This is a genomic window from Actinokineospora auranticolor, assembly GCF_041897805.1.
GTDB lineage: Bacteria > Actinomycetota > Actinomycetes > Mycobacteriales > Pseudonocardiaceae > Actinokineospora > Actinokineospora auranticolor.
Genome location: NZ_CP154825.1, coordinates 8,370,098 through 8,392,896 on the forward strand (window position 1 = coordinate 8,370,098; position 22,799 = coordinate 8,392,896).

The window sequence follows — 22,799 nt, forward strand, 5'->3', positions numbered from 1 at the left end:
GTTGGCATGGCACCCAGTCACGTGCGCCGAGTGGCGGTCATCGGCGGGAACCGCATCCCGTTCGCCCGGTCGGGCGGCCCGTACGCGAACGCGTCCAACCAGGACATGTTCACCGCCGCGCTCAACGGCCTCGTCGCCAGGTTCGGGCTCAGCGGCAGGCGGCTCGGCGAGGTCGCGGCCGGGGCGGTCCTCAAGCACAGCCGGGACTTCAACCTCGCGCGCGAGTGCGTGCTGGGCAGCGAGCTATCGGCGGAGACGCCCGCCTACGACGTGCAGCAGGCGTGCGGCACGGGGTTGCAGGCCATCGTCCAGGTGGCGAACAAGATCGCCCTCGGCCAGCTCGACGCAGGCATCGCGGGCGGCGTCGACACGACCAGCGACGCGCCCCTGCAGGTGAACGACGACCTCCGACGGATCCTGATCCGGCTCAACGGTGCCCGGACGCTCGGCGCTCGGCTGGGTTTGCTGGCGAAGTTGCGACCGGGCCACATCGTCCCCGAGATCCCGCGCAACGCCGAACCGCGCACGGGCCTGTCCATGGGCGAACACGCGGCGATCACCGCCCAGCGCTGGGGGATCTCCCGCGAAGCCCAGGACGAGCTGGCGGCGGCGAGCCACCAGAAGCTCGCGGCTGCCTACGACCGCGGCTTCTTCGACGACCTGGTCACCTCGTTCCAGGGCCTGACCCGCGACCAGAACCTCCGCCCCGACTCGACCGCCGACAAGCTGGCCAAGCTGAAGCCCGCCTTCGGCGACACCATGACGGCGGGCAACTCCACCCCGCTCTCCGACGGCGCGTCGGCGGTGCTGCTGTCGACCGAGGAATGGGCCGCGTCCCGACGGCTGCCGGTGCTGGCCTACCTGACCTTCACCGAGACGGCGGCGGTGGACTACGTGCAGGGCGAGGAGGGCCTGCTCATGGCCCCGGCCTACGCCGTCCCCCGGATGTTGAGCCGCGCGGGCCTGACGTTGTCGGACTTCGACTTCTACGAGATCCACGAGGCCTTCGCGTCCCAGGTCCTCGCCACCCTGGCCGCCTGGGAAGACGCCGACTTCGCGAAGGACCGCCTTGGCCTGCCCGAACCCCTCGGCCCCATCGACCGCCGCCGCCTCAACGTCAACGGCTCCTCCCTCGCCGCGGGCCACCCCTTCGCCGCGACCGGCGGCCGGATCGTCGCGACCCTGGCCAAGCTCCTGCACGAACGCGGCTCCGGCCGGGGCCTGATCTCGATCTGCGCCGCGGGCGGCCAAGGGGTGACGGCGATCTTGGAGAAGTAGCGCGGTCTATCTATCTATACTCTCTCAACTAGAGAGCCGTAGAAGCCTGTCGACTCGCGATCGACCGGGTCCCGGTGTGAACGGCCGGGGCGGAACACGCCTGGGGAAATATGGGGGATGGGCTAGAGAGGGGGATACGGTCCGATCGTGGACCCCGTGCGGAATCCGTTCGCGCCCGGAGCGGGGCAGCGCCCGCCCGAGTTGGCGGGGCGGGAGAAGGAGCTTCGGGCGTTCGAGGTCGTCCTGGAGCGGGTGGCCCGGGGACGACCGGAGCGGAGCCTCGTGCTGACCGGGCTGCGGGGTGTCGGCAAGACGGTCCTGCTGGGTGAGCTGCGGTCGATGGCGGTCCGGCGGGGGTGGGGCGCCGGGAAGATCGAGGCGCGGCCGGAGTCGGACCTGCGGCGGCCGCTCTCCGCCGCCCTGCACCGGGCGATCCGGGACCTGGCCGTGCGACACCGGGCACCCGAGCGGGTCGAGCAGGTGCTGGGGACCTTGAAGGCCTTCGCGCTCAAGGCGAACCCCGACGGGGCCAAGCTGCGGGACCGGTGGCAGCCGGGCATCGACGTGCCCGCGACCCAGGGGCGGGCCGACTCCGGGGACATCGAGATCGACCTGGTCGAACTGTTCACCGACGTCGCCGAGCTGGCCCAGGACGTCGGCACCGGGGTGGCCGTGCTGATCGACGAGATGCAGGACATCGGCGCCGACGACATCTCCGCGCTGTGCGCCGCGTGCCACGAGCTGTCCCAGTCCGGCGCGCCCCTGGTCGTCGTGGGGGCCGGGCTGCCGCACCTGCCCGCGCTGCTGTCGGCGAGCAAGTCGTACTCCGAGCGGCTCTTCCGCTACGTGCGCATCGACCGCCTCGACCGGGAGGACGCCGACCAGGCCGTCCTCGTCCCGGTCGACCGCGAGCAGGCCGGGATCACCCGGGAAGCCCTCGACGCGCTGTTCGAGCGGTCCGGCGGGTACCCGTACTTCATCCAGGCCTTCGGCAAGGCCGCCTGGGACGCGGCGGCCGCGGACCCGATCACGGTCGAGGACGTCGCGGTCGCCGCGCCCGAGGCCGAGGCGGAGCTGGCGGTGGGGTTCTTCGGGTCGCGGTACGAGCGGGCGACGCCAGCCGAGCGGGAGTACCTGCGGGCCATGGCCGAGCTGACCGCGGGCAAGGACGAGGGCGCGGCCACCGCGGACGTCGCCGCCCACCTGGGCCGCAAGCCGTCGTCGCTCTCGCCCGCGCGGGACAGCCTGATCAAGAAGGGCCTGGTCTACGCCGCGGAGCGCGGCCGGATCGCCTTCACCGTGCCGCACTTCGGCCGATATCTGCTGGGTATGGACGAGTAGGCCGTTCTCGGGCCCGATAGACCTCTCTAGCGAAATCTGTAGATACCGCTAGCCCGGCATAGTGCTTCCGACCCTGTCCGCTTGCCCGTTGTGCCCTGTTCGGCCGATCACACCCAACCGGACAGCATCCGGTGAGGTCCCGGTCACTGCCGACGATTCATCGGCATGTGCGCCAGTTCACCGGACAAACGCGTGCATTCTCCAGGTCAGAGGCGCATACTTGAGTCATGCCCGCCCAGCCAGGACGGTGCAGCAAGACCAAGAGGGGAAGCAGGACCATGAACGTCACCGCCAGGATCCGTGCCCGCCGCGCCGAGGCCCGCACTCGCAAGGCGGTCAACCGCGCCATCGACCAGGCCGCCACGCCCGCGATGCGCCACGAACTCATCTCCCTCGCCCAGGCGCAGAACGTCTGGCGCTGACTCGAGACCGGATCCGCGACGTGATGCAGGGCACATTTCGGATCCGTGTAACACCACCGGGACGACGCACGATGTTCCGGTTGACCCCGTAGTGCTGGCGGACCCCCGACCTGGCAGCACTACGGGGTTTCTTCATGCCCGGACCCGCCCCGGGCGACCGGTGGTCACCGGAGCGCGACGAACGGCGACCACCCGGTTCAGCGCGGCCGTCCACCCGTCCACCCGTTCACCGGGTCGCCGCGCACCGCGCCCGGCCACCTCGCGCGGACTGCGCCAATCGACTGAAACGGACAGCTCGGACACGCGCGCCCTGCGTCACACCGGCGGGCGGCGGTCGGACCGGCGGACTGGACCGAACGGGCCGCCACTACTCCACCCGTTCAGTTCTACAGCCGATCGATGGTGGTCGTCGTAGGCCATCCGTCGTAGCGGTGGGTCATAGAGTCACCCGTTAGGTGAGGGGGGTCACAGGGGTGCCGCTCACCGACGAACACGTTCCGCTTATCGTCTACTACCCAGTAGTTACCTACCTGGCAACACGCGAGGAGGAAACTGATCAGTAGTCGCGAGTGGCGCGCTCCGCGGCGCTAGGAATCCCCCCGCACTACCCAGCGGTACACGAGGAGCTCGACACTTTGGCCGTGACAGGAACGGAGTCCGTGCGCACGGAACACCGCCGCACCCTGCACCTGACCTTCGAAGAGCCGGAACAACAGCAGCGGCGCGTTCCGGCCGACCCGCCGGTCGCCACCGACCGCCCGGCACCCAGGCTCACCGCGCGCGAACGCACCCTGGTGATCGCCGAGCGCTGGCTCGGTTCGTGGGCGCCGACGCTGCGCCTGGCCCTGCTGCTGGTCGCGAGCGTGGTCGTGGGCCTGGCCCTGATCGCGTGGTTGGCCGGACCGTACCCCGCCGCGGTGACCGCGCTGCTGCTCGTCGGCATCGCGGGTGCCCGGCGCACCTGATTCCCGCGGAGTCTCCGCCCGCGGACCGCGAGGGGCGGGGTCCTCACCAGGACCCCGCCCCTCGCCACGTCCCGACTAGTGCGCCGCCACCGGTTTCAGGTCCGCGTGCCCCTCGTCGACGTGGTAGTCCTCCGGCCTGGTCTCGTCCAGGCCGTTGAACACCCGCATCCGCCGGGCCACCGCGCTGACCGCGACGGCGACGACCAGGTTTGCCACCAGCGCAACGAATCCGACGTAGATCTGCAGCGTCGACCCGCCGAACGGGTGCCACCCGAACAGGTTCAGCTCACCCAGCTTCAGCGCGGACGTGCCGAAGTGCGCGCGCTTCCCATCGGCGCTCGGGATGCCGTAGAGCATCACCATCCCCCAGCCCATGCCCGCGACCCAGCCCGCGACCAGGCCCCACACGTGGAACCAGCGGGTGTAGAGCGCGATGGCGACCGCGGGCAGCGTCTGCAGGATCATCACGCCGCCGATCAGCTGCAGGTCGATGGAGAACTGCGGGTCGATGAACAGCACGAACGCGACCGCACCGAACTTGACGACCAGCGAGGCCAGCTTCGCCTGCCGCGCCTCCTCCCGCGGCGTCGCCCGCTTGCGCAGGAACTCCTTGTAGATGTTGCGGGTCCACAGGTTCGCCGCCGCGATCGACATGATCGCCGCGGGCACCAGGGCGCCGATGCCGATGGCGGCGAAGGCGATCCCGGCGAACCAGGACGGGAACTGCTCGGCGAACAGGTTCGGGATGATCGTGTTCGTGTCCGGGTTGCCGGTGGCGTGGTTGACCAGCGGCTTGGTCCCCGCCGCGATGGCCACGAAACCGAGCAGCGCGAGCAGGCCCAGCAGCAGCGAGTACGCGGGCAGCGCGGACATGTTCCGCTTGATCACGGTCCGGCCGCGCGAGGCCAGCACCCCGGTGAGCGAGTGCGGGTAGAGGAACAGCGCCAGCGCCGACCCCAGCGCCAGGGTGGCGTACTGGAGCTGGTTGTTGCCGTTGAGCAGCAGCCCGTCGCCCGGCGCCGGCGTGGCCTTGAACTTGGCGTCGGCCGCGCCGAAGATCTCCGACCAGCCGCCCAGCTTGATCGGCAGGTAGACCACCGCGACGATGATCACCAGGTAGACCAGGATGTCCTTGACGAAGGCGATCAGCGCGGGCGCGCGCAGCCCGGACTGGTAGGTGTAGAGCGCCAGCACCACGAAGGCGATCAGCAGCGGCAGGTGCCCCAGCGCACCGGACCCGTTGAGCCCCAACGTGCGCAGCACCGCCTCCAGCCCGACGAGCTGCAGCGCGATGTAGGGCATCGTCGCCATGATCCCGGTGATCGCGACGAGCAGCGCCAGCACCGACGAGCCGTAGCGGCCGCGCACGAAGTCGGCAGGGGTCACGTAGCCGCGGGCCCGCGACACCGACCAGATCCGCAGCAGCGGCATGAAGATCAGCGGGTACAGGATCACCGTGTACGGCAGCGCGAAGAACCCGGCGGCACCGGCGCTGAACATCAGCGCGGGCACGGCGACGAAGGTGTACGCGGTGTAGACGTCGCCGCCGATCAGGAACCAGGTGATCCACGAGCCGAACTTGCGCCCGCCCAGGCCCCACTCGTCGAGGTGGTCGAGCGTGCTGCCCGCTTTCCACCGCGCGGCGAAGAAGCCCAGCACCGTCACCACGCCGAACAGCAGCAGGAAGATGACCAGTTCGGTCCACCTCATCGGGCCGCCCCCTCGTCCAGGCTGTCCACGTCCGGTTCGGGCCCGGTCGCCGGGTTGGTCGGCTTGTCCCGCGTTTTGAGGTAGACGGTGACCGTGGCCAGCACGCCGAGCGCGACGCCCGCGAGCTGGAACCAGTAGAAGAACGGTAGGCCGAACAGCGCCGGTCCGGCGCGGTTGAAGATCGGCGTGACCAGCAGCACCAGCGGGACCAGCAGCAGCAGGTTCCACGGGCTCCAGCGGATTCCGGATGTTCGAGCGGGTTGTGCCATCGCGGTGCCTCGCTCTCCGTGACGGGAGTGTTGCCGCGAAACACTAGAGCGAAGGAAAGGCGAAGTCACCCGTTCACCGGGGTCAAAGTCATTTGGCGATTTGTTGGCCGACCGGACTGCCCGATCGCGCGGCGGCGAACCGCCCGAAGGGGTCACGGGCCGCGTCGGGAGTGGACACCAACCCCCTCCCCTTTCAGGATATAGCACACAGGGGGCCTTGTGGCAAGGCTCGATCGTGCCGCAGAATCTCCGGCCGGTGTCAGCGAATGGGGGAGACAAGCGCATGCGCAACTACGTTCTCGGTCTCCAGGAGATCGACCGGACGCAGGTGGCGGTCGTCGGCGGCAAGGGTGCGAACCTGGGCGAACTCACGCGGGTCGAGGGTGCCCGCGTACCCGCCGGGTTCTGCGTGACCACGGACGCCTTCCGCCGGATCACGGCGGAGGCGCCGACCATCGACGGCCTGCTGGACCGACTGTCCAGTGTGGACGCGAACGACCGGGGGGCGATCCGCGCGCGCAGCGCGGAGATCCGCCGGGCCATCGAGGAAACCGCCATCCCGGACGACTTGGCGGCCGCGATCACCGGCGCGCTCGACGAGCGGGCGGCCCACGCGGTCCGGTCGAGCGCGACGGCGGAGGACCTGCCGACGGCGTCCTTCGCGGGCCAGCAGGACAGCTACCTGAACGTCGTGGGACAGGCGGAGGTCCTCCGGCACGTCAGCCGGTGCTGGGCCTCGCTGTTCACCGAGCGGGCCGTGACCTACCGGCTGCGCAACGGTTTCGACCACCGCAAGGTCGGCATGGCCGTTGTCGTGCAGGAGATGCTCTTCCCGGTCTCGGCGGGTGTCCTGTTCACCGCCGACCCGGTCACCTCGAACCGGAAGGTCGCCGCCGTTGAGGCGACCTTCGGCCTCGGCGAGGCCCTGGTCTCCGGCCTGGTGAACGCGGACAGCTACCAGGTGCGGGACGACGAGGTCATCGCGAAAGCGTTCGGTACCAAGGAAGTGGCCATCCACCCGGTGCCCACCGGCGGCACGTGGGAAGAGGCCGTCGACCCCGCGCGGCGGGCGGCGCCCGCGCTGACGGACGCGCAGGTCGTCGAACTGGTCCGGCTCGGCAGGCGGATCGAGGCGCACTTCGGTCACCCCCAGGACATCGAGTGGTGCCTGGTCGACGACGGCTTCCGGGTCGTGCAGAGCCGGGCGATCACCACGCTGTTCCCCGTCCCGGAGACCGACGACGAGGACAACCACGTCTACGTGTCCGTCGGCCACCAGCAGATGATGACCGACGCGATAAAGCCCCTGGGGCTCTCGTTCTGGCAGCTGACCACGCCCCGCCCCATGGCCGAGGCGGGCGGGCGGCTCTTCGTCGACGTCACCCGGATCCTGGCCTCCCCCGCGACCAGGGCGGCCTTCTTCGACATCGCGGGGAAGTCGGACCCGTTGATCCCGGACGCGCTGGGCGCCCTCCTCGACCGCGACGGCTTCATCCCGCCGGAGCGGGAGGGCCACGGTTTCCCGATCCCCGGTGCCGCACCCGCCACGATCGAGACCGACCCGGCCGTGGTCACCGAGCTGATCGAGCAGAACGCGGCTTCCGTCGCGGTGCTCAGGCGGGACATCCGGGCGAAGTCCGGGACCGCGCTGCTCGACTTCATCCTGGCCGACCTCCAGGAGCTGCGCCGGCTCCTGTTCGACCCGCGCAGCCACGAGGTGATCATGGCGGGGATGCAGGCGACGTGGTGGCTCAACGAGCGGTTGGGCGAGTGGCTGGGGGAGGGGAACGCGGCCGACGCGCTCACCCAGTCCGTGCCGCACAACGTCACGGCGGAGATGGGGCTGGCACTGCTCGACGTCGCGGACGTGATCCGCCCGCACCCGGAGGTCGTCGCCCACCTGCACGACGCGGAGGACGGTTTCCTCGACGAGCTGCCCGGACTCCCCGGCGGTGCGCAAGCGCGCGACGCCATCCTGGCCTACCTCGACAAGTACGGGGTGCGCTGCGTCGGCGAGATCGACATCACCCGGCCGCGGTGGGCCGAACAGCCCACCACGCTGCTGCCCATGCTCCTCACCAACATCAGGAACTTCGAGCACGGCGCCGGTGCGCGCCGCTTCGAACAGGGGTTGCGGGAGGCCCGGCAGAAGGAGCAGGACGTGCTGGCGCGCCTGCGGGCCCTGCCGGACGGCGCGGCCAAGGCCGACGAGACCCAGCGGATGATCGACCGGGTCCGGACGTTCACCGGGTACCGGGAGTACCCGAAGTACGGCATGGTCAGCCGCTACGCCGCGTACAAGCAGGCCCTGCTCGCGGAGGCCGCGCGCCTGGTGCGGACCGGCGTGCTCGCCGAGCGGGACGACGTCTTCTACCTGCGGTTCGACGAACTCCAGGAGGTCGTGCGCACGAGCGAGGTCGACCGGGACCTCATCCGCCGCCGCAAGGAGGCGTTCCGGTCGTACGAGTCGCTCACCCCGCCCCGGGTGCTCACGTCGGACGGCGAGACCGTCAACGGGACCTACCGGCGCGACGACCTGCCGACCGGCGCGCTGGTCGGCCTGCCGGTGTCCGCCGGGGTCGTCGAAGGTCGGGCCCGGGTGGTCCTGGACTTGGCGCGGGCCGACCTCGAACCGGGCGACATCCTGATCACGGCCTACACGGACCCGAGCTGGTCGCCGCTGTTCGTGGCGGTCGCCGGCCTGGTGACGGAGGTCGGCGGCGCCATGACGCACGGCGCGGTGATCGCCCGGGAGTACGGCCTGCCCGCCGTGGTCGGCGTCGCGCAGGCGACGCGGCTGGTCCAGGACGGCCAGCGGATCCGCCTGAACGGTACCGACGGGTACCTGGAGATCCTCTCGCCCGCCTGACCACCACCCCCGGGTCCACAGGCTGTGCACAACCTTGTCCACAGCCTGTGGACAACCCTGGGGCGCCTGTGACTGGTGAGGCAAAAAGGTACGTTGACCTGGGCACCGCGACCGACCCGTTCATCCCCAGGTCGATCCACACGGGGTCAGGACGGGGTCGGCGGGGCCACCCGGGCGACCAGGTCGTCCCCCACGATCAACAGGCATTTCAGGCACCGGGTACCCGCGTGCGTGCGCGCCAACCGCGCGAACGGGACCGTGTGCGAGCACACGGCCTCCACGAAGCTCGCGGGCCGCTCGTCCGCCGCGAAGGCGTGCACCCGCTCGTCGTAGCCGGACCGCTGCCACCGCCACTGCCGCACCCCGACCACCCCCTCGTCCCCACGGGGACCTGCCCGAGAACACCGGTCCGTCCGATGTGCCCTGTCCGATGTGGGCCACTCTCCCAGACCGGGGGAGACTCTCGCGGCAAGAAGGCCCAACACGCAAGAAGGCCACCGTTGCCAGTCGGCGACGGTGGCCCTCTTGTGGGAATCGCTTAGCCCAGGCGCTGGCGCAGCGCCTCCAGCTCGTCACGCAGCGGAGTGGGCAGCTTGTCGCCGATCTTGTCGAACCACTCCTCGATCAGCGGCAGCTCCGCGCGCCACTCCTCCGCCGAGAACTCCAGCGCGGCGTCGATGTCGGCGCGGTCACCGTCCACACCGTCGAGGTCGAGCTCGTCGGCGGTGGGCACCCAGCCGATCGGCGTCTCGCGGGCCGAGGCCTTGCCCTCGATCCGCTCGATGGCCCACTTCAGGATGCGGCTGTTCTCGCCGAACCCGGGCCACAGGAAGCGCTTGTCGTCGCCACGGCGGAACCAGTTGACGTAGAAGATCTTCGGCAGCTTGGTCGCGTCGGCGCGCTTGCCGGTCTCGATCCAGTGGTTGAAGTAGTCACCGGCGTTGTAGCCGATGAACGGCAGCATGGCCATCGGGTCGCGGCGGACGACGCCGACCGCGCCGACCGCTGCGGCGGTGGTCTCGCTGGAGAGCGTGGCACCCATGAAGGTGCCGTGCTGCCAGTCGCGGGACTCGGTCACCAGCGGGATCGTGGTGGCCCGGCGGCCGCCGAAGAAGATCGCCGAGATCGGCACGCCCTGGGGGTCGTCCCACTCGGGCGCCTTGGTGTCGCACTGGTCGATCGGGGTGCAGTAGCGCGAGTTCGGGTGGGCCGCCTTCTCCGTGGAGTCGGGGGTCCAGTCGCCGCCCTTCCACCCGGTGAGGTGCGCGGGCGCCTCGCCCATGCCCTCCCACCAGATGTCGCCGTCGTCGGTCAGCGCGACGTTGGTGAACAGCGAGTTGCCCTTGGCGATGGTGCGCATCGCGTTCGGGTTGGTGTGGTAGTCGGTGCCGGGGGCGACGCCGAAGAAGCCGTTCTCCGGGTTGACCGCGTAGAGGCGGCCGTCCTCGCCGAAGCGCATCCAGGCGATGTCGTCGCCGATGGTCTCGACCTTCCAGCCCGGGATGGTCGGCTCCAGCATGGCGAGGTTGGTCTTGCCGCAGGCGCTCGGGAAGGCCGCCGCGACGTAGTAGACCTTGTCCTCGGGCGAGGTCAGCTTGAGGATCAGCATGTGCTCGGCGAGCCAGCCCTCGTCCCGGCCGATGACCGAGGCGATGCGCAGCGAGTAGCACTTCTTGCCCAGCAGCGCGTTGCCGCCGTAGCCGGAGCCGAAGCTCCAGATGAGCCGCTCCTCCGGGAAGTGCACGATGTACTTGGTGTCGTTGCACGGCCACGCCACGTCCGCCTGGCCCTCGGCCAGCGGCGCGCCGATCGAGTGCAGCGCGGGCACGAAGTCGCGCTCGGTGCCGTCGGCGTCGACGAAGCGGTCGAGCGCCTTGGTGCCCATCCGGGTCATGATCTTCATCGAGACCACGACGTACTCGGAGTCGGTGATCTCCACGCCCAGCATGGGTTTCTCGGCGTCGAGCGGGCCCATGCAGAACGGGATCACGTACATGGTGCGACCGCGCATGCACCCGCGGTACAGCTCCGTCATGATGGCCTTCATCTCGGCCGGTTCCATCCAGTTGTTGGTGGGACCGGCGTCGGCCTCGTCGACCGAGCAGATGAAGGTGCGCTCCTCGACCCGGGCGACGTCGTTGGGGTCGGAGGCCGCGTAGAACGAGTTCGGCTTCTTGTCGAGTCGCGTGAACGTGCCCGCGTCCACGAGCTTGTCGGTCAGACGGGTCCACTCGTCTTCCGAGCCGTCCACCCAGACCACCTGATCCGGAGAAGTGAGCTCGGCCACCTCGCGCACCCACGCCAGGAGCCGGTGGTGCGTCGTCGGTGCCTGGTCAACGCCAGGGATTGTCACTGCCGTCATCTCGCCTCGTCTCCTGACTGAACGCCGAAATGCCAATCAGGACACCGCTGACCTGACCGGGGACGGCGGCGTCCTAACCGAATGGCTCAACCCCCGCCCTGTCGAGCGGGTGTGTGCCGTGATGGATTGCGATTAGGTTAGCCAGTTGACGGCGAGGTAACCGACACCTTGCCTGTCGGTTCTCTCACAAGAACGATAAGGGGATCGATTCAGTACCCACTTGCGGGGCTGATGTTCCACCGATCCGGTGTCCGAAGACCGGACAGTCGTGACCAGGAGTGAATCTCACCACGGTTTCCCTTCGCCTGACCGCCGAACGAGAAAGATCCCGGTACGCGCACGGCGTACCGGGATCTTTTCTCGTCTCACTCAGCGTGCACGGGTGAGCACTGTGATTGACAATGCGCCCGCCGCAGTGGGAGTTCGGCGGGGATCAGCCCTGCCACGAGGCGTCGGAGCCCGAGGCGTCCGAAGCCGACGCGTCCGAACCGGCGGCGGTGGGGGCGGCCCCGTCCGCGGTGCTGTCGGACTCGTAGGTGCCGTCGGCGTTGATGTGGCCGGTCTCGACCGCGGTCCACTCGTCGTCGCCGGTGTGCTGGGCCACGGTCACGTCGCCGTCGGCCTCGACGACCACGGCCTGGTCGGCCGAGCCGTCACCGTCGACGTCGGTGAACGCGTAGGTGTTGCCCTGCTCGTCGGTGACCACGGCGGTGTCGTTCTTGCCGTCGCCGTCGACGTCGTACTGGGCCTCGCCCGCGTTGATGTCGCCGCCCTGGTTGTCGACGGTGATCTGGTTGCCGCCGCCGTCGTTGTGGTCGACCGGGGTCGAGTCGGGGCCGTCGGCGGTGTCGGTGGAACCGGTGTGGCCGGAGTGGCCACCGCCGTTGTCCGCGCCGTCACCGGAGGGGTTCTCGACCGAGTTCGGGTCGGCGGCGGTCCACTGGCTGCTCGCCTCGTCGTACTCGGCGGCGCCGGTGACGTTGCCCTGCTCGTCCAGGGTCACCGCGGTGTCGGCCTGGCCGTCGCCGTCGGTGTCGGTGAACGCGGCGAAGCCGTCCTCGGTCTGGACCACCACGGTGTCGTTGTGGCCGTCGCCGTCGTAGTCGTAGTTCTCGGTGACCTCGTAGGTGTCGCCACCGATCTCGACGGTCAGCTCGTCGTGCCCCGTCTCGTCGACGGAGGTGTCGTCGGTGGTGGTGTCGGCGCCGGTCTCGTCAACGTACACGGGTGCCCCCTCATTTCCTTCCCTTGCGGGATTTTCACTGGCTTGTTGGGTCTTATGACTGACGCTTCGCCGACTTGGTTCCCGGCGTTACGGTGTTACTTCTTGTCGCGAACTGTGCGAATGGCGGCAAGGAGCTTCTCCGCCCGATCGCGGCCCGCGACCACGTCGGTGAGCCGCTTGTTCACCACCGTCACGCGCTTCTGCCGCTCGCTGACGTCGAGCCGCATCGCCTTGTCCACCTCGCGCAACTGCTCCTCGATGCTCGCGATCCGCTTGCCCAGCGCCTCGTCGAGCGCGAGCGAGAGCTGGGACTCGGCGTCGATCAGCTGCTCGGACACCAACTGGTCCAAAGTGGAGCGCGAGTCGGCGATGGACTCGTTGAGCCACAGCTTCATGTGCTGCTTGTCCGCGGTGTGCTTGCGGGTGCGGGCGATCCACCAGCCCGCGCCGAGCCCGATGATGATCGTCGGGACCAGCAGCACCGGGGCGGCGATGGCGCCCGCGAGCGGGATGGTGGCCATCTTGCCCGCGCCGATGCCGCCGGAGATGCCCATGAACACCAGCAGCTTGTCCTCGGCGGTCGGCAGCCGCTTCTCCGCCGCGCGCACGACCACCTGGGACGGTCCGGTGCGGGCGAACTGGGCCCGGATGACCTCCAGCTCGTCCGCGCTGAACAGTTCACTGAGGACGGAGTCGGCCACCTGGTTGAGCCGGTTGCCCGCCGAGAGGCTCACCCGGGTGCTGACCACCTGCATCGCGGCGTCGACCTGGCCGGGCAGCTCGCGCAGCTTGTCGCGGTCGGCGGCGTCGATGGCCTGGCGGAACCAGGACTGCAGGTCGCGCATCTCGCGGCTGACCTCGTGCGCGTTCTCCAGCCGGGCGCGCTGGATCTCGCTGCGCAGCTTGACCTGCCAGCCGCGGGTGGAGGAGCGGCGCTCCGCGGTCAGCTCGTCCTTGCGGGCGCGCAGCGCCTCCGCCTCGGCCTCGCCGATGGTCAGCGCGCGGCGCTGGTTGTCCAGGTTGACCTTCAGCTCGCCGAGCGCGGACGAGAGCGCGCGCAGGGTGTTGGCCTCGCCGAGCATCGCCGAGCGGCCGACCAGCAGCGTCTGCAGGGCCTCGAGGAGCTCGGGCACGCCGGAGCGCGCGCGCAGCATCTCGGCGGCCTCGGGGTTGGGCGCCTTGCCCGACATCTCGTACATGCGCGAGGACACCGGGTGGAAGGTCGCACCCTTGAAGCGCGGGGCGTGCTCGGCCAGCAACGCCTCGTTGGCCTCCATCACCTGGCGCCAGCCGCGGTAGGCATCCACTTTGGACAGCACGAAGACCACGGTCTCCACCCGCTCGCCCACCCCGGCGAGGAAGTTCAGCTCGCCGAGGGTGAAGGGGGCGGAGGCGTCGACGACGAACAGCAGCGCCGTGGCCGTGGCGGCGGCCTCGATGGCCAGCTCGCCGTGCATCGAGTCGAGCCCGCCGACGCCGGGGGTGTCGACGATGGTCAGCTTCTCCAGCAGCGGCACCGGGCCGTCGACCTCGACGAAGCGCGGCGGCAGCTCGCCGTCGGGCAGCTCGTGCGCGGCGGACACCCAGTTGATCAGCTTGCCCAGCTCGACGGGCACCGGGGCGAGCTGGCCCGGGTAGCACGCACGGGCCTCCCACTCCTCGGCGTGCCCGAAGACCAGGTAGGTCGCCGTCGCCACGTCGGCGTCCACAGGGGACAGTCCGGGCGTGTCGATCATGGCGTTGACCAGCGAACTCTTCCCCCGGTTGGTCTCACCGACCACCACGACCGACGGCGTCTTGCGGCGCCGCGCGCGCTGCTGCTCGACCCACTCGGCCGACTCCGGAGCGGCCTCGCGCAGCAGGGTGAGCAACTGCTCCCGGGTCTGCGCGACCTGCTTGGGCAGCGGCAGCGGCGGCTTGGCCTGGGTCACGGGGTGACCGCCTTGCTGGTGTAGACGGTGACGATCGGTGGCCGCAGCAGCACACCCCGGTCGCTGAACCCGACCACCTCGGTCTCGGCGACCGTGCCGTCGAGCGCGGCGTCGTCGGTGCCGACCGTGCCGCCCGCCTCGTGGAAGGCCGGGTCGAACCGTTCGCCGTCCGGCCGCAGCGCGACCACGCCGACGGCGGCCAGCCCCTCCTCGATCCGCTCGGCCACGCCGGAACTGCGCGCCCGGTCGTGCGCGTAGAGGCATAACGCGACCATCGACCGCCGCTCCTGCACCGCCTGGTCGTGGACCTCGGGCGCGACACCGACCGCCACGGCCTCCTCCGGGAACTCGTCCACCAACCCCACCTCTTCAGCGACGCGCGGCGGGGTCACGGGTTCCACCACCTCGGTGGGCTCGTCCGCGCCGTGCTCGTCCTTGTGCTGTCCCCTGAACCAGGAAGCCATCAGCCTCACCCTGTCCGCGCCCCATGTGCCGCCGAATCGTATAGCGCCCGAGGTGCCTGGTCGGCCCGTTCAGCCGACCCTGTCCACCTGCGACACACGCGGGGCGCTCGGGCGGCGGGCCCCGGTGGGAAACATTCCACCGGAAAATCGTGGGACAGAAATGACAAATAATGGACAAGGAGCCGGACATGAAAAAGCCCGGCGCCGCCGGTCGAACCGGTGGCGCCGGGCGGGAGAACACCTAGCGGTCGATGTGCTTGCGATCCGCACCGCCGATCGCGTCGGCTACCGCCCCGGCGATCGAGATGGCCGCCCTGGTGAGCGGGTCACCCCCGCCCCCGACCGCTTTGCCCAGCTCACGGGCGAAGACCCGGTTGGTCTCCTGGCGCTCGATGTACGCCTTCTCCGACATCCGGACCTTCCGGCGGTAGCCGTCCCGGCCCACCGTGGTCTCCGCCTCGTACGGCTCGCCACCATTTCCTTGTTGGTCAGCCATCACTCCCCCTCCAGGGAATTGGCGGCACCGCACTGCCGCGTCCAGCTGAGCGTAACCGCTATTTCTTCCGATGCGCGAAAACAATGTGCGCCCGCAGCGAATTCACCGCCGTTCGGACGAGCGGCGACCGCGAACGGCCCATGCGGTGGCGGCGCCCAGACCGGCGACGGCGGTGGGCACGAGCCCGAGGGTGACGGCGACGGCGGCGACGGCCGCGGCGGCGGTGAGGATCAGGGCGGCGGCCCGGCGGGTGCGGGCGGTGTCATCGATGACGTGGCGGAGCAGGGCGGTCGCGGGGGTGTCGGTCAGGCCGCTCGGCGGTTGGGGTCGCGGAGGCTGCGGCGCAACGCGGGGGCTCGCAGCAGCAGTCGGACGGCGTAGCGGAACTGGTCGCCGCGGTCGGGGATGCCCGCCGGCTCCGCCCGGAACTCCTCGCGGTAGCGAGCCCGGTGGGGCACCGGCAGCAGCCTGATCGAGCCACCCAGCAGGCGCAAGCCTGCCTTCGCGCAGTCGGGGCACGGGGCGGTCACCTCCTCGGTCTCCGGTCGGTCGCTGACGCGGCGCGCCCAGGCAGTGTGGTCGGGCGGTCTCAGCAACCGCACCACCACGTTCCCGCCGAGTTCGCCGAAGAGTTCGTTGCTCATGTGGCACCTCCCGCGTAACCCGGTTCCGCACGCCTGGTGAGCTGCCGGGTGCGCGCCTCGGCCCGAGCCAGTGCGGCGCCTGCCCGCACGCCCCCCGCCCCGGTGAGGCGGTAGTAGCGCCTGCGCGGCCTGCCCTCGACTCTCGGGTCGACCTCTTCCCAGCGGCTGTCCACCCACCCGCAGGCCTCCAGCCTGGCGAGGATGGGGTGGACGGTGCCGCTGGGCAGACCGGCTCGCGCGCCGAGTTCGAGCCCGTAGAACTCGGCCGCGGGGTCGGCGAGCAGCACTCGCAGCACAGCCTGGGTCGGTTGGGTCATCCTCGGCTCACCCATGGCTTAACTCTACCTAGGGTCTAGGTAGAGAACGACCAACTCGACCGAAACCCGCCTACTCGGCCCGCGCTTCAGGGACAGCTGCCAGGCGGGGCATCGGCTCGCCAAGTCGGGAACGGTGCCGGGTGGGGATGAGGGGGTGGGTGGTGGGCGGAGATGTCACTGCGCTTTTAGTTGCTGCCAGATGAGGAAGTACGCGCGGTGGATGACGTGCGCGACGCGGCTCTGGGCCGGGGTCGCGCCGAAGGACGCGAACGAGCGCCACCAGCCCGCGCGCTCCAGGGCGTAGGCCGTCAGCTCGTTGTGCGGGCGGCCCTTCATCCCCAGTTGCTCGCCGACCTCCGCGCTGCTGCCCACCCGCAGCACCTCCTCGGCCAGGTCCTCCGGCATGTTCACCGCGCCGGAGGTGACCAGGGTCAGCGCCTCCAGCAGGCGCAGCTGGTGGGCCTCGGGCTTGGCCAGCAGCACCTCGATGGCGTCGTGCACGCGCTGGCGCTCGCCGGGGTCGCCGGAGGCGTGGGCCAGGGCGGTGACCGAGGCCAGGGCGGCGGCGGCCTTGATGCCGTCGGCGCGGGCGCGGAACACCGCGTCGAGCCTGGTGCGCACCCCGGCGAGGCCAGAGGCGTCGAGCAGCTTGCGGCGCAGGGCGCCCGCGGTGAGGTCGGGTTCGGCGCGCAGGGCGTCCACGGCCCGGCGGATGCCGTAGAGGTCGAGCGTCTCCAGCAGCCGGACGCGGGTGCCGGTGGGCACGTCGCAGTCCCAGGTGGTGAAGATGTCCGCCGACATCAGCATGGTCTCCCAGATCGCGTCGTCGAGACCGGAGAGCTGGCGCAGCGCGTCGGCGTCGGCGGAGGTGAAGCCACCGGACTCGGCGGACTCGGCGATCAGGCCGATGACCGGGATGACGTCGGCGACCCGGGGCTTGAGCGTGCTCGCCTGCTTCTCCGCCAGCAGCCGCGCGGCCGTCCACACGTCACCGTTGCTGCCGGACACCGACTCCGGGGTGATCGTGTCGGCCTTGTTGAGCACGGCGATGGCGTTGACCGGACCGGCCTCCCGGCTGGCGGTGGCGGCGGTGAACGCGGCCAGCGCCTGCTGGTCGTCGGCCCGCACGCCCTGCGTCACCACGTAGAGCACGGCCTCGGCACCGGCCACCGCGTTGCGGGAGGTGTCATCCAGGTCGTCGTTCTCCGGCGCCTCGACCTCTTCGCCGTCTTCGGCGCTGTGCTTGGCCGCGCCGAGCAGCTGCTCCGTGCGCTTGACCGAGGCCAGGTCGAGCGAGCCGAGACCGGGGGTGTCGATGACGGTCAGGTCGCGCAGGACGGCGTTGGTCAGGTACGCCTCCAGGTGCGAGACCTTGTCGAAGTCGACCTCGAGGTCCTTCGGGATCATGCCGCCCGCGTCGAAGGGCAGCACCTGCTTGGTGCCGTCGAAGAACACCAGCTCGACCCGGTCGACCGTGCCGTACTGGAAGCGGGTGACCAGCCGGGTGCACTCGCCCACGTCGGTCGGCGCGACCCGCCTGCCGATCAGCGCGTTGACCAGCGTGGACTTGCCGGACTTGATCCGGCCCGCCACGGCGACCTGCAGCGGCGCGGACAGCCTGCGCAGCACCTCGCGGAACCCGGCGGCGGTGCGCGCGGACACCTGCGGCTGCAGCCGCTGGCACAGGTTGGCCACCGCCGCGGACAGCGGCCCGGCCAGGTGCTGTTGCTCGGTCGCGGTCGACACGCCGTCCTCCCCTGGTTTTTCGCCAGCATCGTGCCATGACCGGGCGCGCCGCGGGTCCACACCGGTCGGGTTCGCGCCACCCGGCCGTTCAACCCACAGGCGGACCGGCAATGCGACGGCGGGTGGACGCGCCTGGTCACCGGGGGTACCTACCCTTGGTGGCGTGCGGAGACTCAGCCTCTGGATGAAGGCGCACCCGATCGTCGGGGACAGCGTCGTCGCCGCGCTGCTCGCGCTGCTGGAGTCGGTCTCGCTGTTCACCCCGCCGACCGGGGTGAACCTGGTGGTGTTCTGGGTGACCGGCGTGCTGATGCTGGGCCCGCTGCTCATCCGCAGGCGCGACCCGCTGCTGTCGGCGTACCTCATCCTCGGCGCCGGTTTCCTGCAGCTGCTCACCCACGGCCCGCCCGTGCTGCACGGTGTGGACGCCCGGCTGCGGCCGGTCGACATCGCGCTGGGCATCTCGCTCTACACCGTCGTGGCCTACGTCAGCCGCAGGCAGGGCGCGCTCTACGTGCTGTGGCTGGCCATCGGCACCACGATCTGGGCGACCTGGCGGATGGAGCTGCCGCAGTCGATCCTGCCCGCCACGGTCATCGTGGTGATCTTCGCGTTCTGCTGGGCGCTGGGCGAGTTCTCCGGCGCCCGCCGGGCCTACCACGTCGAGGTCGAGCGGCGGCTGGCGCTGCTGGAGACCGAACGGGACCAGCAGGCGCGGATCGCCGTCGGGCAGGAACGCGCCCGGATCGCCCGGGAGCTGCACGACGTGGTGGCGCACGCGGTGAGCGTCATCGTGGTGCAGGCCGACGGCGCCGCGTACGCGGTGCGCGCCCAGCCCGAGATGGCCGAGCGGGCGCTGAACACGATCTCCGCGACCGGCCGCGAGGCGCTGACCGAGCTGCGCCGCCTGCTCGGCGTGCTGCGCAGCGACGACACCGAGATCGACCGCACCCCGCAGCCGGGCGCCCAGTCCATCTCGGAGCTGGCCGAGCGGGTCCGGGCGATCGGGGTGCCGGTGCGCCTCGACCTCACCGGCGAGCTCGACGACCTGCCCGCGGGCGTCGGCCTGGGCATCTACCGGATCGTCCAGGAGGCGTTGACCAACACCATCAAGCACGCGGGCCCGGGGGCCTCGGCCGCCGTGCAGGTGCGCCGGGTGGGGGACCGGGTCGAACTGGACATCACCGACCGCGGCCCCGGGATCTCCCGGCTGGCCACGGTCGGCGGCAACGGGCTGATCGGCATGCGCGAGCGGGCCAACGTCTTCGGCGGCACGCTCCAGGCGGGACCGCACGAGCAAGGTGGCTGGCGCGTGCGGGCCGTGCTGCCGGTGAGCACCGCGTGAGTGGAAGGGCGTTACCTTGACCCATGTGATCAGGGTTGTGTTGGTCGATGACCAGGAGCTGATGCGGGTCGGGTTCCGCATGGTGCTCGGCGCGCAGGAGGACATGGAGGTCGTCGGCGAGGCCGGGGACGGCAAGGCCGCGATCGCGCTGGCCGAGCAGCTGCGCCCGGACGTGGTGCTGATGGACGTGCGCATGCCGGTGCTCGACGGCGTGGAGGCGACCCGGGTCATCACCGAGGCGGGCACGTCGAAGGTGCTGGTGATGACCACCTTCGACCTCGACGAGTACGCGCTGTCCGCGCTGCGCAACGGGGCCAGCGGCTTCCTGCTCAAGGACACCCCGCCCAGCCACCTGATCTCCGCGCTGCGCTCGGTGGCCAGCGGCGACGCGGTGGTCTCGCCGAGCGTGACCCGGCGGCTGCTCGACCGGTTCCTCGGCCCCGGTGGCGGAGAGCTGCGCGACGCGTCGGTGCTCGACGTGCTGACCGAGCGGGAGCGGGAGGTGCTGGTGCTGATGGCCCAGGGCCTGTCCAACACCGAGATCGCCCGCAAGCTGTTCCTGTCCGAGGCCACGGTCAAGACGCACGTGGGCCGGGTGCTGTCCAAACTGGAGCTGCGGGACCGGGTGCAGGCCGTGGTCCTGGCCTACGAGACCGGGTTGGTGCGCCCCGGCGACGTGTAGCGCCGCCGGGGCGGGAGCGACTACCGGTAGGCGGCGGCGTCCACCGTGGTCGGGTCGACGCCCCGGTCGACGACGTCGTCGTGCCAGCGGCCCCAGTCCGGCCGGGTGCCGTCGAGGTCGGTGAAGCCGTACTCGCGCATCAGCGTCCAGCTGGCCAGGACCTGACCGGCGAACCGGGACACCCCCGGGTCCGCGGCGAGCGCGGCGATGGCCCGGCCGACGTAGTTCGGGGTCTCGGACATGATGTAGTTCGGGTCCTTGGCGACCCCGTCGCGCCAGGTGGCCTCGGTGACGCCGAAGTGCTCCAGCATCATCTCCGAGCGCAGGAAGCCTGGGGTTACCGCGAGCCCGGTGGTGCCGTGCGCGGCCAGGTCCGCGCCGAGCACCCGGCCGATGGCCCGGATGCTCGACTTGACCACGAAGTACGGGATGCCGACGCCCGGCCAGTAGCGGTCGGTGTCGCCGTCGGTCACCTCGACGACCAGGCCGCCGGGCCGGTCGACGACCAGCGGCAGCAGCTTGTGCAGGGCGATCAGGTGGGTGTCGACGCCGTTGCGCACCACGCCGAGCGCCTTGTCCAGGTCCGACTCCCAGAACGGGGTGCCGAACTCGACGAACGGGTCGCCGCCCCAGACGTCGTCGACCAGGACGTCGACGTGCCCGTGGTCGCGCGCGACCCGGTCGCGCAGCGCCTCCACATCGGACACCGCGGAGAAGTCGCAGCGCACCGCGATCCCGGTGCCGCCCGCCGCGTCGACGAGTTCGGCGGTCTCCTCGATCGTCTCCGCGCGCTTGATCGGCGACGCGACATCGCGGGTCGTGCGGCCGGTGACGTAGACCGCCGCGCCCGCCGCGCCCAACTCCACCGCGATGCCCCGACCGCACCCGCGCGTCGCGCCCGTGACGACCGCGACCTTGCCCGCCAGCGGTTTGTGCTCGCTTGCCACGAAGTTCTCCTCCCTTAGCGGCGCCAGGCGTCCAGCACCGCGTCCACGTCTTGGCCGAGTCGGTCCGCGATCCGCCCGTGGGGGCGGATGGACCAGTCGATGGACACCCCGTTGACCAGCGACAGCAGCACGCGCGCGGCGACCTCCGGCGCGGGTGCCCCCGGCAGCAGCGGCGCGGCCCGGTCGAAGGCGTGCCGCAGCCGCTCCTGCATCACCGCGAAGTGGCGGCCCAGTTGGCCGCGCAGGTGCTCGTCGGCGAGGTCGACGGCGAGCTGACCGAGGTGGTTGGCCGCCGTCTCCGCGTCCCCCAGGGACAGGAACGTGGCCACGGCGGCGGCGCGCAGACCGGCCACCGGGTCGGCCTCCGCGTCGGCCGCGGCCAGCATCACGGCGTCGACCTCGGCGGTGGCGTGGGTGAACAGCGCGCGCAGCAGGCCGTCCTTGGAGCCGAACCGCTGACCGACGGTCCCCACCGAGACCCCGGCCTCGGCGGCCACCTGGGCCAGGGTGAACCCCGGCCCGACCCGGCCGATCACGGTGTGCGCGGAGTCGAGGAGCCGCTGGTCGGTGATGGTCTTGGGGCGTGCCACGCAGTTATTGAACCATGGTTCAATAACCCTGTCAGCCCCAACCGGACCGGTGGCGCGGATCAGGGTCGGGTCAGGGTCGTCACGGATACCCCGGCTCTCAGGATCGCGGGAGGGTACACCTGCGAGTTGACCCGAGAGGGGAACCAGAGGACGACGCCAAGCGACGGGCGGTAGTGCCACTCTGGAATGGGTCACCCGGGGGACGTACATCGGGGGATGTGCGACACAGGCAGCAAGCACGAGGAGTAGCCATGATCGAGGCAGTCGGCCTCACCAAGCGATACGGCAAGACGCTCGCCGTCGACAACCTGTCGTTCTCGGTGCCGAGCGGCCGGGTGACCGGCTTCCTCGGCCCGAACGGCGCCGGGAAGTCGACGACCATGCGCATGATCCTGGGGTTGGACACCCCGACCGGGGGGACCGCGCTGATCGACGGCAAGCGCTACCGCGACCTGCAGCAGCCGCTGCGCACCGTCGGCGCGCTGCTGGACGCGAAGTGGGTGCACCCCAACCGCTCGGCCCGCGCGCACCTGCAGTGGCTGGCGCGGTCGAACCGGCTGCCCGCCAAGCGGGTGGACGAGGTGCTGGAGATCGTCGGCCTGACCAGCGTGGCGGGCAAGCGGGCGGGCGGCTTCTCGCTGGGCATGTCCCAGCGCCTGGGCATCGCCGCGGCGCTGCTGGGCGACCCGCAGGTGCTGCTGTTCGACGAGCCGGTCAACGGCCTGGACCCCGAGGGCATCCTCTGGATCCGCAAGTTCATGCACCGGCTGGCCGAGGAGGGCCGCACGGTCTTCGTCTCCAGCCACCTGCTGTCGGAGATGGCGCTGACCGCCCAGGAGCTGGTGGTCATCGGCCGCGGCAAGCTCATCTCGCAGAGCAGCACCGAGGACTTCGTCACCCAGGCCACGGAGAACACCGTGCGGGTGCGCAGCCCGCAGCTCGCGCCGCTGCGCAGCGCGCTGGGCAAGCTGGGCGTGTCGATCCGCGACGAGGGCGAGGCCCTGGTCGTCTCCGGCATGGACTGCGCCGACATCGGCGAGCTGGCCGCGCGGGAGGGCGTCGTGCTGCACGAGCTCAGCCCGCAGCGCGGCTCGCTGGAGGAGGCGTTCATGCAGCTGACCGGCGACTCCGTCGAATACCACACCGAGATCGCCGAGCCCGGTGTGCCCGCGACCCTGACCACGGCCGGGAAGTGA

21 protein-coding genes are annotated in these 22,799 nt (G+C 70.8%); 8 read left to right on the forward strand and 13 right to left on the reverse strand.

The genetic code is table 11. The features are described 5' to 3' along the window. The first annotated feature begins 6 nt into the window (after positions 1-6). The 4 genes from V5P93_RS36905 (at position 7) to V5P93_RS36920 (ending at position 4,006) form a co-directional block, all read left to right on the forward strand. Positions 7-1,278 (forward strand): acetyl-CoA C-acetyltransferase, encoded by a 1,272-nt coding sequence (locus V5P93_RS36905; RefSeq protein WP_104479270.1) that lies wholly within the window; start codon positions 7-9, stop codon positions 1,276-1,278. 147 nt (positions 1,279-1,425) lie between these two features. Continuing rightward, positions 1,426-2,619 carry an ATP-binding protein gene (locus tag V5P93_RS36910; RefSeq protein ID WP_104479271.1) on the forward strand — a complete coding sequence of 398 codons (1,194 nt, stop codon included), beginning with the start codon at positions 1,426-1,428 and terminating at the stop codon, positions 2,617-2,619. 278 nt (positions 2,620-2,897) lie between these two features. Next, positions 2,898-3,041, forward strand: a complete 144-nt coding sequence (locus tag V5P93_RS36915) for a hypothetical protein (protein WP_181043487.1) — start codon at positions 2,898-2,900, stop codon at positions 3,039-3,041. A 641-nt stretch (positions 3,042-3,682) separates the two neighbouring features. Then, the gene (locus V5P93_RS36920; RefSeq protein ID WP_146108030.1) at positions 3,683-4,006 is read left to right on the forward strand and encodes a hypothetical protein; all 324 of its coding nucleotides are present in this window, start codon (positions 3,683-3,685) and stop codon (positions 4,004-4,006) included. 75 nt (positions 4,007-4,081) lie between these two features. On the opposite strand, the gene mctP is transcribed toward V5P93_RS36920, so the two are convergent. Beyond that, the gene (mctP, locus tag V5P93_RS36925) at positions 4,082-5,716 is read right to left on the reverse strand and encodes a monocarboxylate uptake permease MctP (RefSeq protein WP_104479273.1); all 1,635 of its coding nucleotides are present in this window, start codon (positions 5,714-5,716) and stop codon (positions 4,082-4,084) included. Continuing rightward, positions 5,713-5,985 (reverse strand): DUF3311 domain-containing protein, encoded by a 273-nt coding sequence (locus V5P93_RS36930; RefSeq protein WP_104479274.1) that lies wholly within the window; start codon positions 5,983-5,985, stop codon positions 5,713-5,715. The genes mctP and V5P93_RS36930 overlap by 4 nt, the downstream gene beginning before the upstream one ends. Before the next feature lie 283 nt (positions 5,986-6,268). Here V5P93_RS36930 and rph point away from each other — a divergent pair, with 283 nt between their 5' ends. Next, entirely contained in the window at positions 6,269-8,854 is a 2,586-nt protein-coding gene (gene rph / locus V5P93_RS36935) for a rifamycin-inactivating phosphotransferase (protein WP_104479275.1), read from the forward strand. A 146-nt stretch (positions 8,855-9,000) separates the two neighbouring features. Here rph and V5P93_RS36940 read toward each other — a convergent pair whose 3' ends face one another. The 9 genes from V5P93_RS36940 to V5P93_RS36980 form a co-directional block, all read right to left on the reverse strand. Next, complete coding sequence (locus V5P93_RS36940) at positions 9,001-9,216, reverse strand: hypothetical protein (protein ID WP_146108031.1); 216 nt, start codon at positions 9,214-9,216, stop codon at positions 9,001-9,003. A 176-nt stretch (positions 9,217-9,392) separates the two neighbouring features. Next, positions 9,393-11,216, reverse strand: coding sequence for a phosphoenolpyruvate carboxykinase (GTP) (locus V5P93_RS36945; RefSeq protein WP_104479277.1), 1,824 nt, complete (start codon positions 11,214-11,216; stop codon positions 9,393-9,395). A 433-nt stretch (positions 11,217-11,649) separates the two neighbouring features. Beyond that, on the reverse strand, positions 11,650-12,441 hold the full coding sequence (locus V5P93_RS36950; protein ID WP_181043488.1) for a DUF6802 family protein: 792 nt from the start codon (positions 12,439-12,441) through the stop codon (positions 11,650-11,652). A 95-nt stretch (positions 12,442-12,536) separates the two neighbouring features. Continuing rightward, complete coding sequence (locus tag V5P93_RS36955) at positions 12,537-14,372, reverse strand: dynamin family protein (protein ID WP_104479278.1); 1,836 nt, start codon at positions 14,370-14,372, stop codon at positions 12,537-12,539. Next, positions 14,369-14,836: a nucleotide exchange factor GrpE gene (gene grpE, locus V5P93_RS36960; RefSeq protein ID WP_104479279.1), complete on the reverse strand. Its 468-nt coding sequence runs from the start codon at positions 14,834-14,836 to the stop codon at positions 14,369-14,371. Before grpE ends, V5P93_RS36955 begins: the two co-directional genes overlap by 4 nt. Before the next feature lie 241 nt (positions 14,837-15,077). Beyond that, positions 15,078-15,332, reverse strand: a complete 255-nt coding sequence (locus V5P93_RS36965) for a hypothetical protein (protein WP_146108032.1) — start codon at positions 15,330-15,332, stop codon at positions 15,078-15,080. A 305-nt stretch (positions 15,333-15,637) separates the two neighbouring features. Then, positions 15,638-15,976 (reverse strand): hypothetical protein, encoded by a 339-nt coding sequence (locus V5P93_RS36970; RefSeq protein ID WP_104479281.1) that lies wholly within the window; start codon positions 15,974-15,976, stop codon positions 15,638-15,640. Continuing rightward, positions 15,973-16,308 carry a PadR family transcriptional regulator gene (locus V5P93_RS36975; RefSeq protein WP_245931271.1) on the reverse strand — a complete coding sequence of 112 codons (336 nt, stop codon included), beginning with the start codon at positions 16,306-16,308 and terminating at the stop codon, positions 15,973-15,975. Before V5P93_RS36975 ends, V5P93_RS36970 begins: the two co-directional genes overlap by 4 nt. A 159-nt stretch (positions 16,309-16,467) precedes the next feature. Further along, entirely contained in the window at positions 16,468-18,039 is a 1,572-nt protein-coding gene (locus V5P93_RS36980; protein ID WP_104479283.1) for a dynamin family protein, read from the reverse strand. Positions 18,040-18,223: 184 nt separating this feature from the next. Between V5P93_RS36980 and V5P93_RS36985 the strand changes: the two genes are divergently transcribed. Together V5P93_RS36985 and V5P93_RS36990 are read left to right on the forward strand one after the other, a co-directional pair. Further along, the gene (locus tag V5P93_RS36985; protein ID WP_181043508.1) at positions 18,224-19,384 is read left to right on the forward strand and encodes a sensor histidine kinase; all 1,161 of its coding nucleotides are present in this window, start codon (positions 18,224-18,226) and stop codon (positions 19,382-19,384) included. A gap of 25 nt (positions 19,385-19,409) precedes the next feature. Continuing rightward, entirely contained in the window at positions 19,410-20,066 is a 657-nt protein-coding gene (locus tag V5P93_RS36990; RefSeq protein WP_104479284.1) for a response regulator transcription factor, read from the forward strand. 20 nt (positions 20,067-20,086) lie between these two features. On the opposite strand, the gene V5P93_RS36995 is transcribed toward V5P93_RS36990, so the two are convergent. Next, positions 20,087-20,992 (reverse strand): SDR family oxidoreductase, encoded by a 906-nt coding sequence (locus V5P93_RS36995; RefSeq protein ID WP_104479449.1) that lies wholly within the window; start codon positions 20,990-20,992, stop codon positions 20,087-20,089. 35 nt (positions 20,993-21,027) lie between these two features. Next, positions 21,028-21,603 (reverse strand): TetR/AcrR family transcriptional regulator, encoded by a 576-nt coding sequence (locus V5P93_RS37000; RefSeq protein WP_104479285.1) that lies wholly within the window; start codon positions 21,601-21,603, stop codon positions 21,028-21,030. A gap of 251 nt (positions 21,604-21,854) precedes the next feature. Here V5P93_RS37000 and V5P93_RS37005 point away from each other — a divergent pair, with 251 nt between their 5' ends. Beyond that, positions 21,855-22,799 (forward strand): ABC transporter ATP-binding protein, encoded by a 945-nt coding sequence (locus tag V5P93_RS37005; protein ID WP_104479286.1) that lies wholly within the window; start codon positions 21,855-21,857, stop codon positions 22,797-22,799.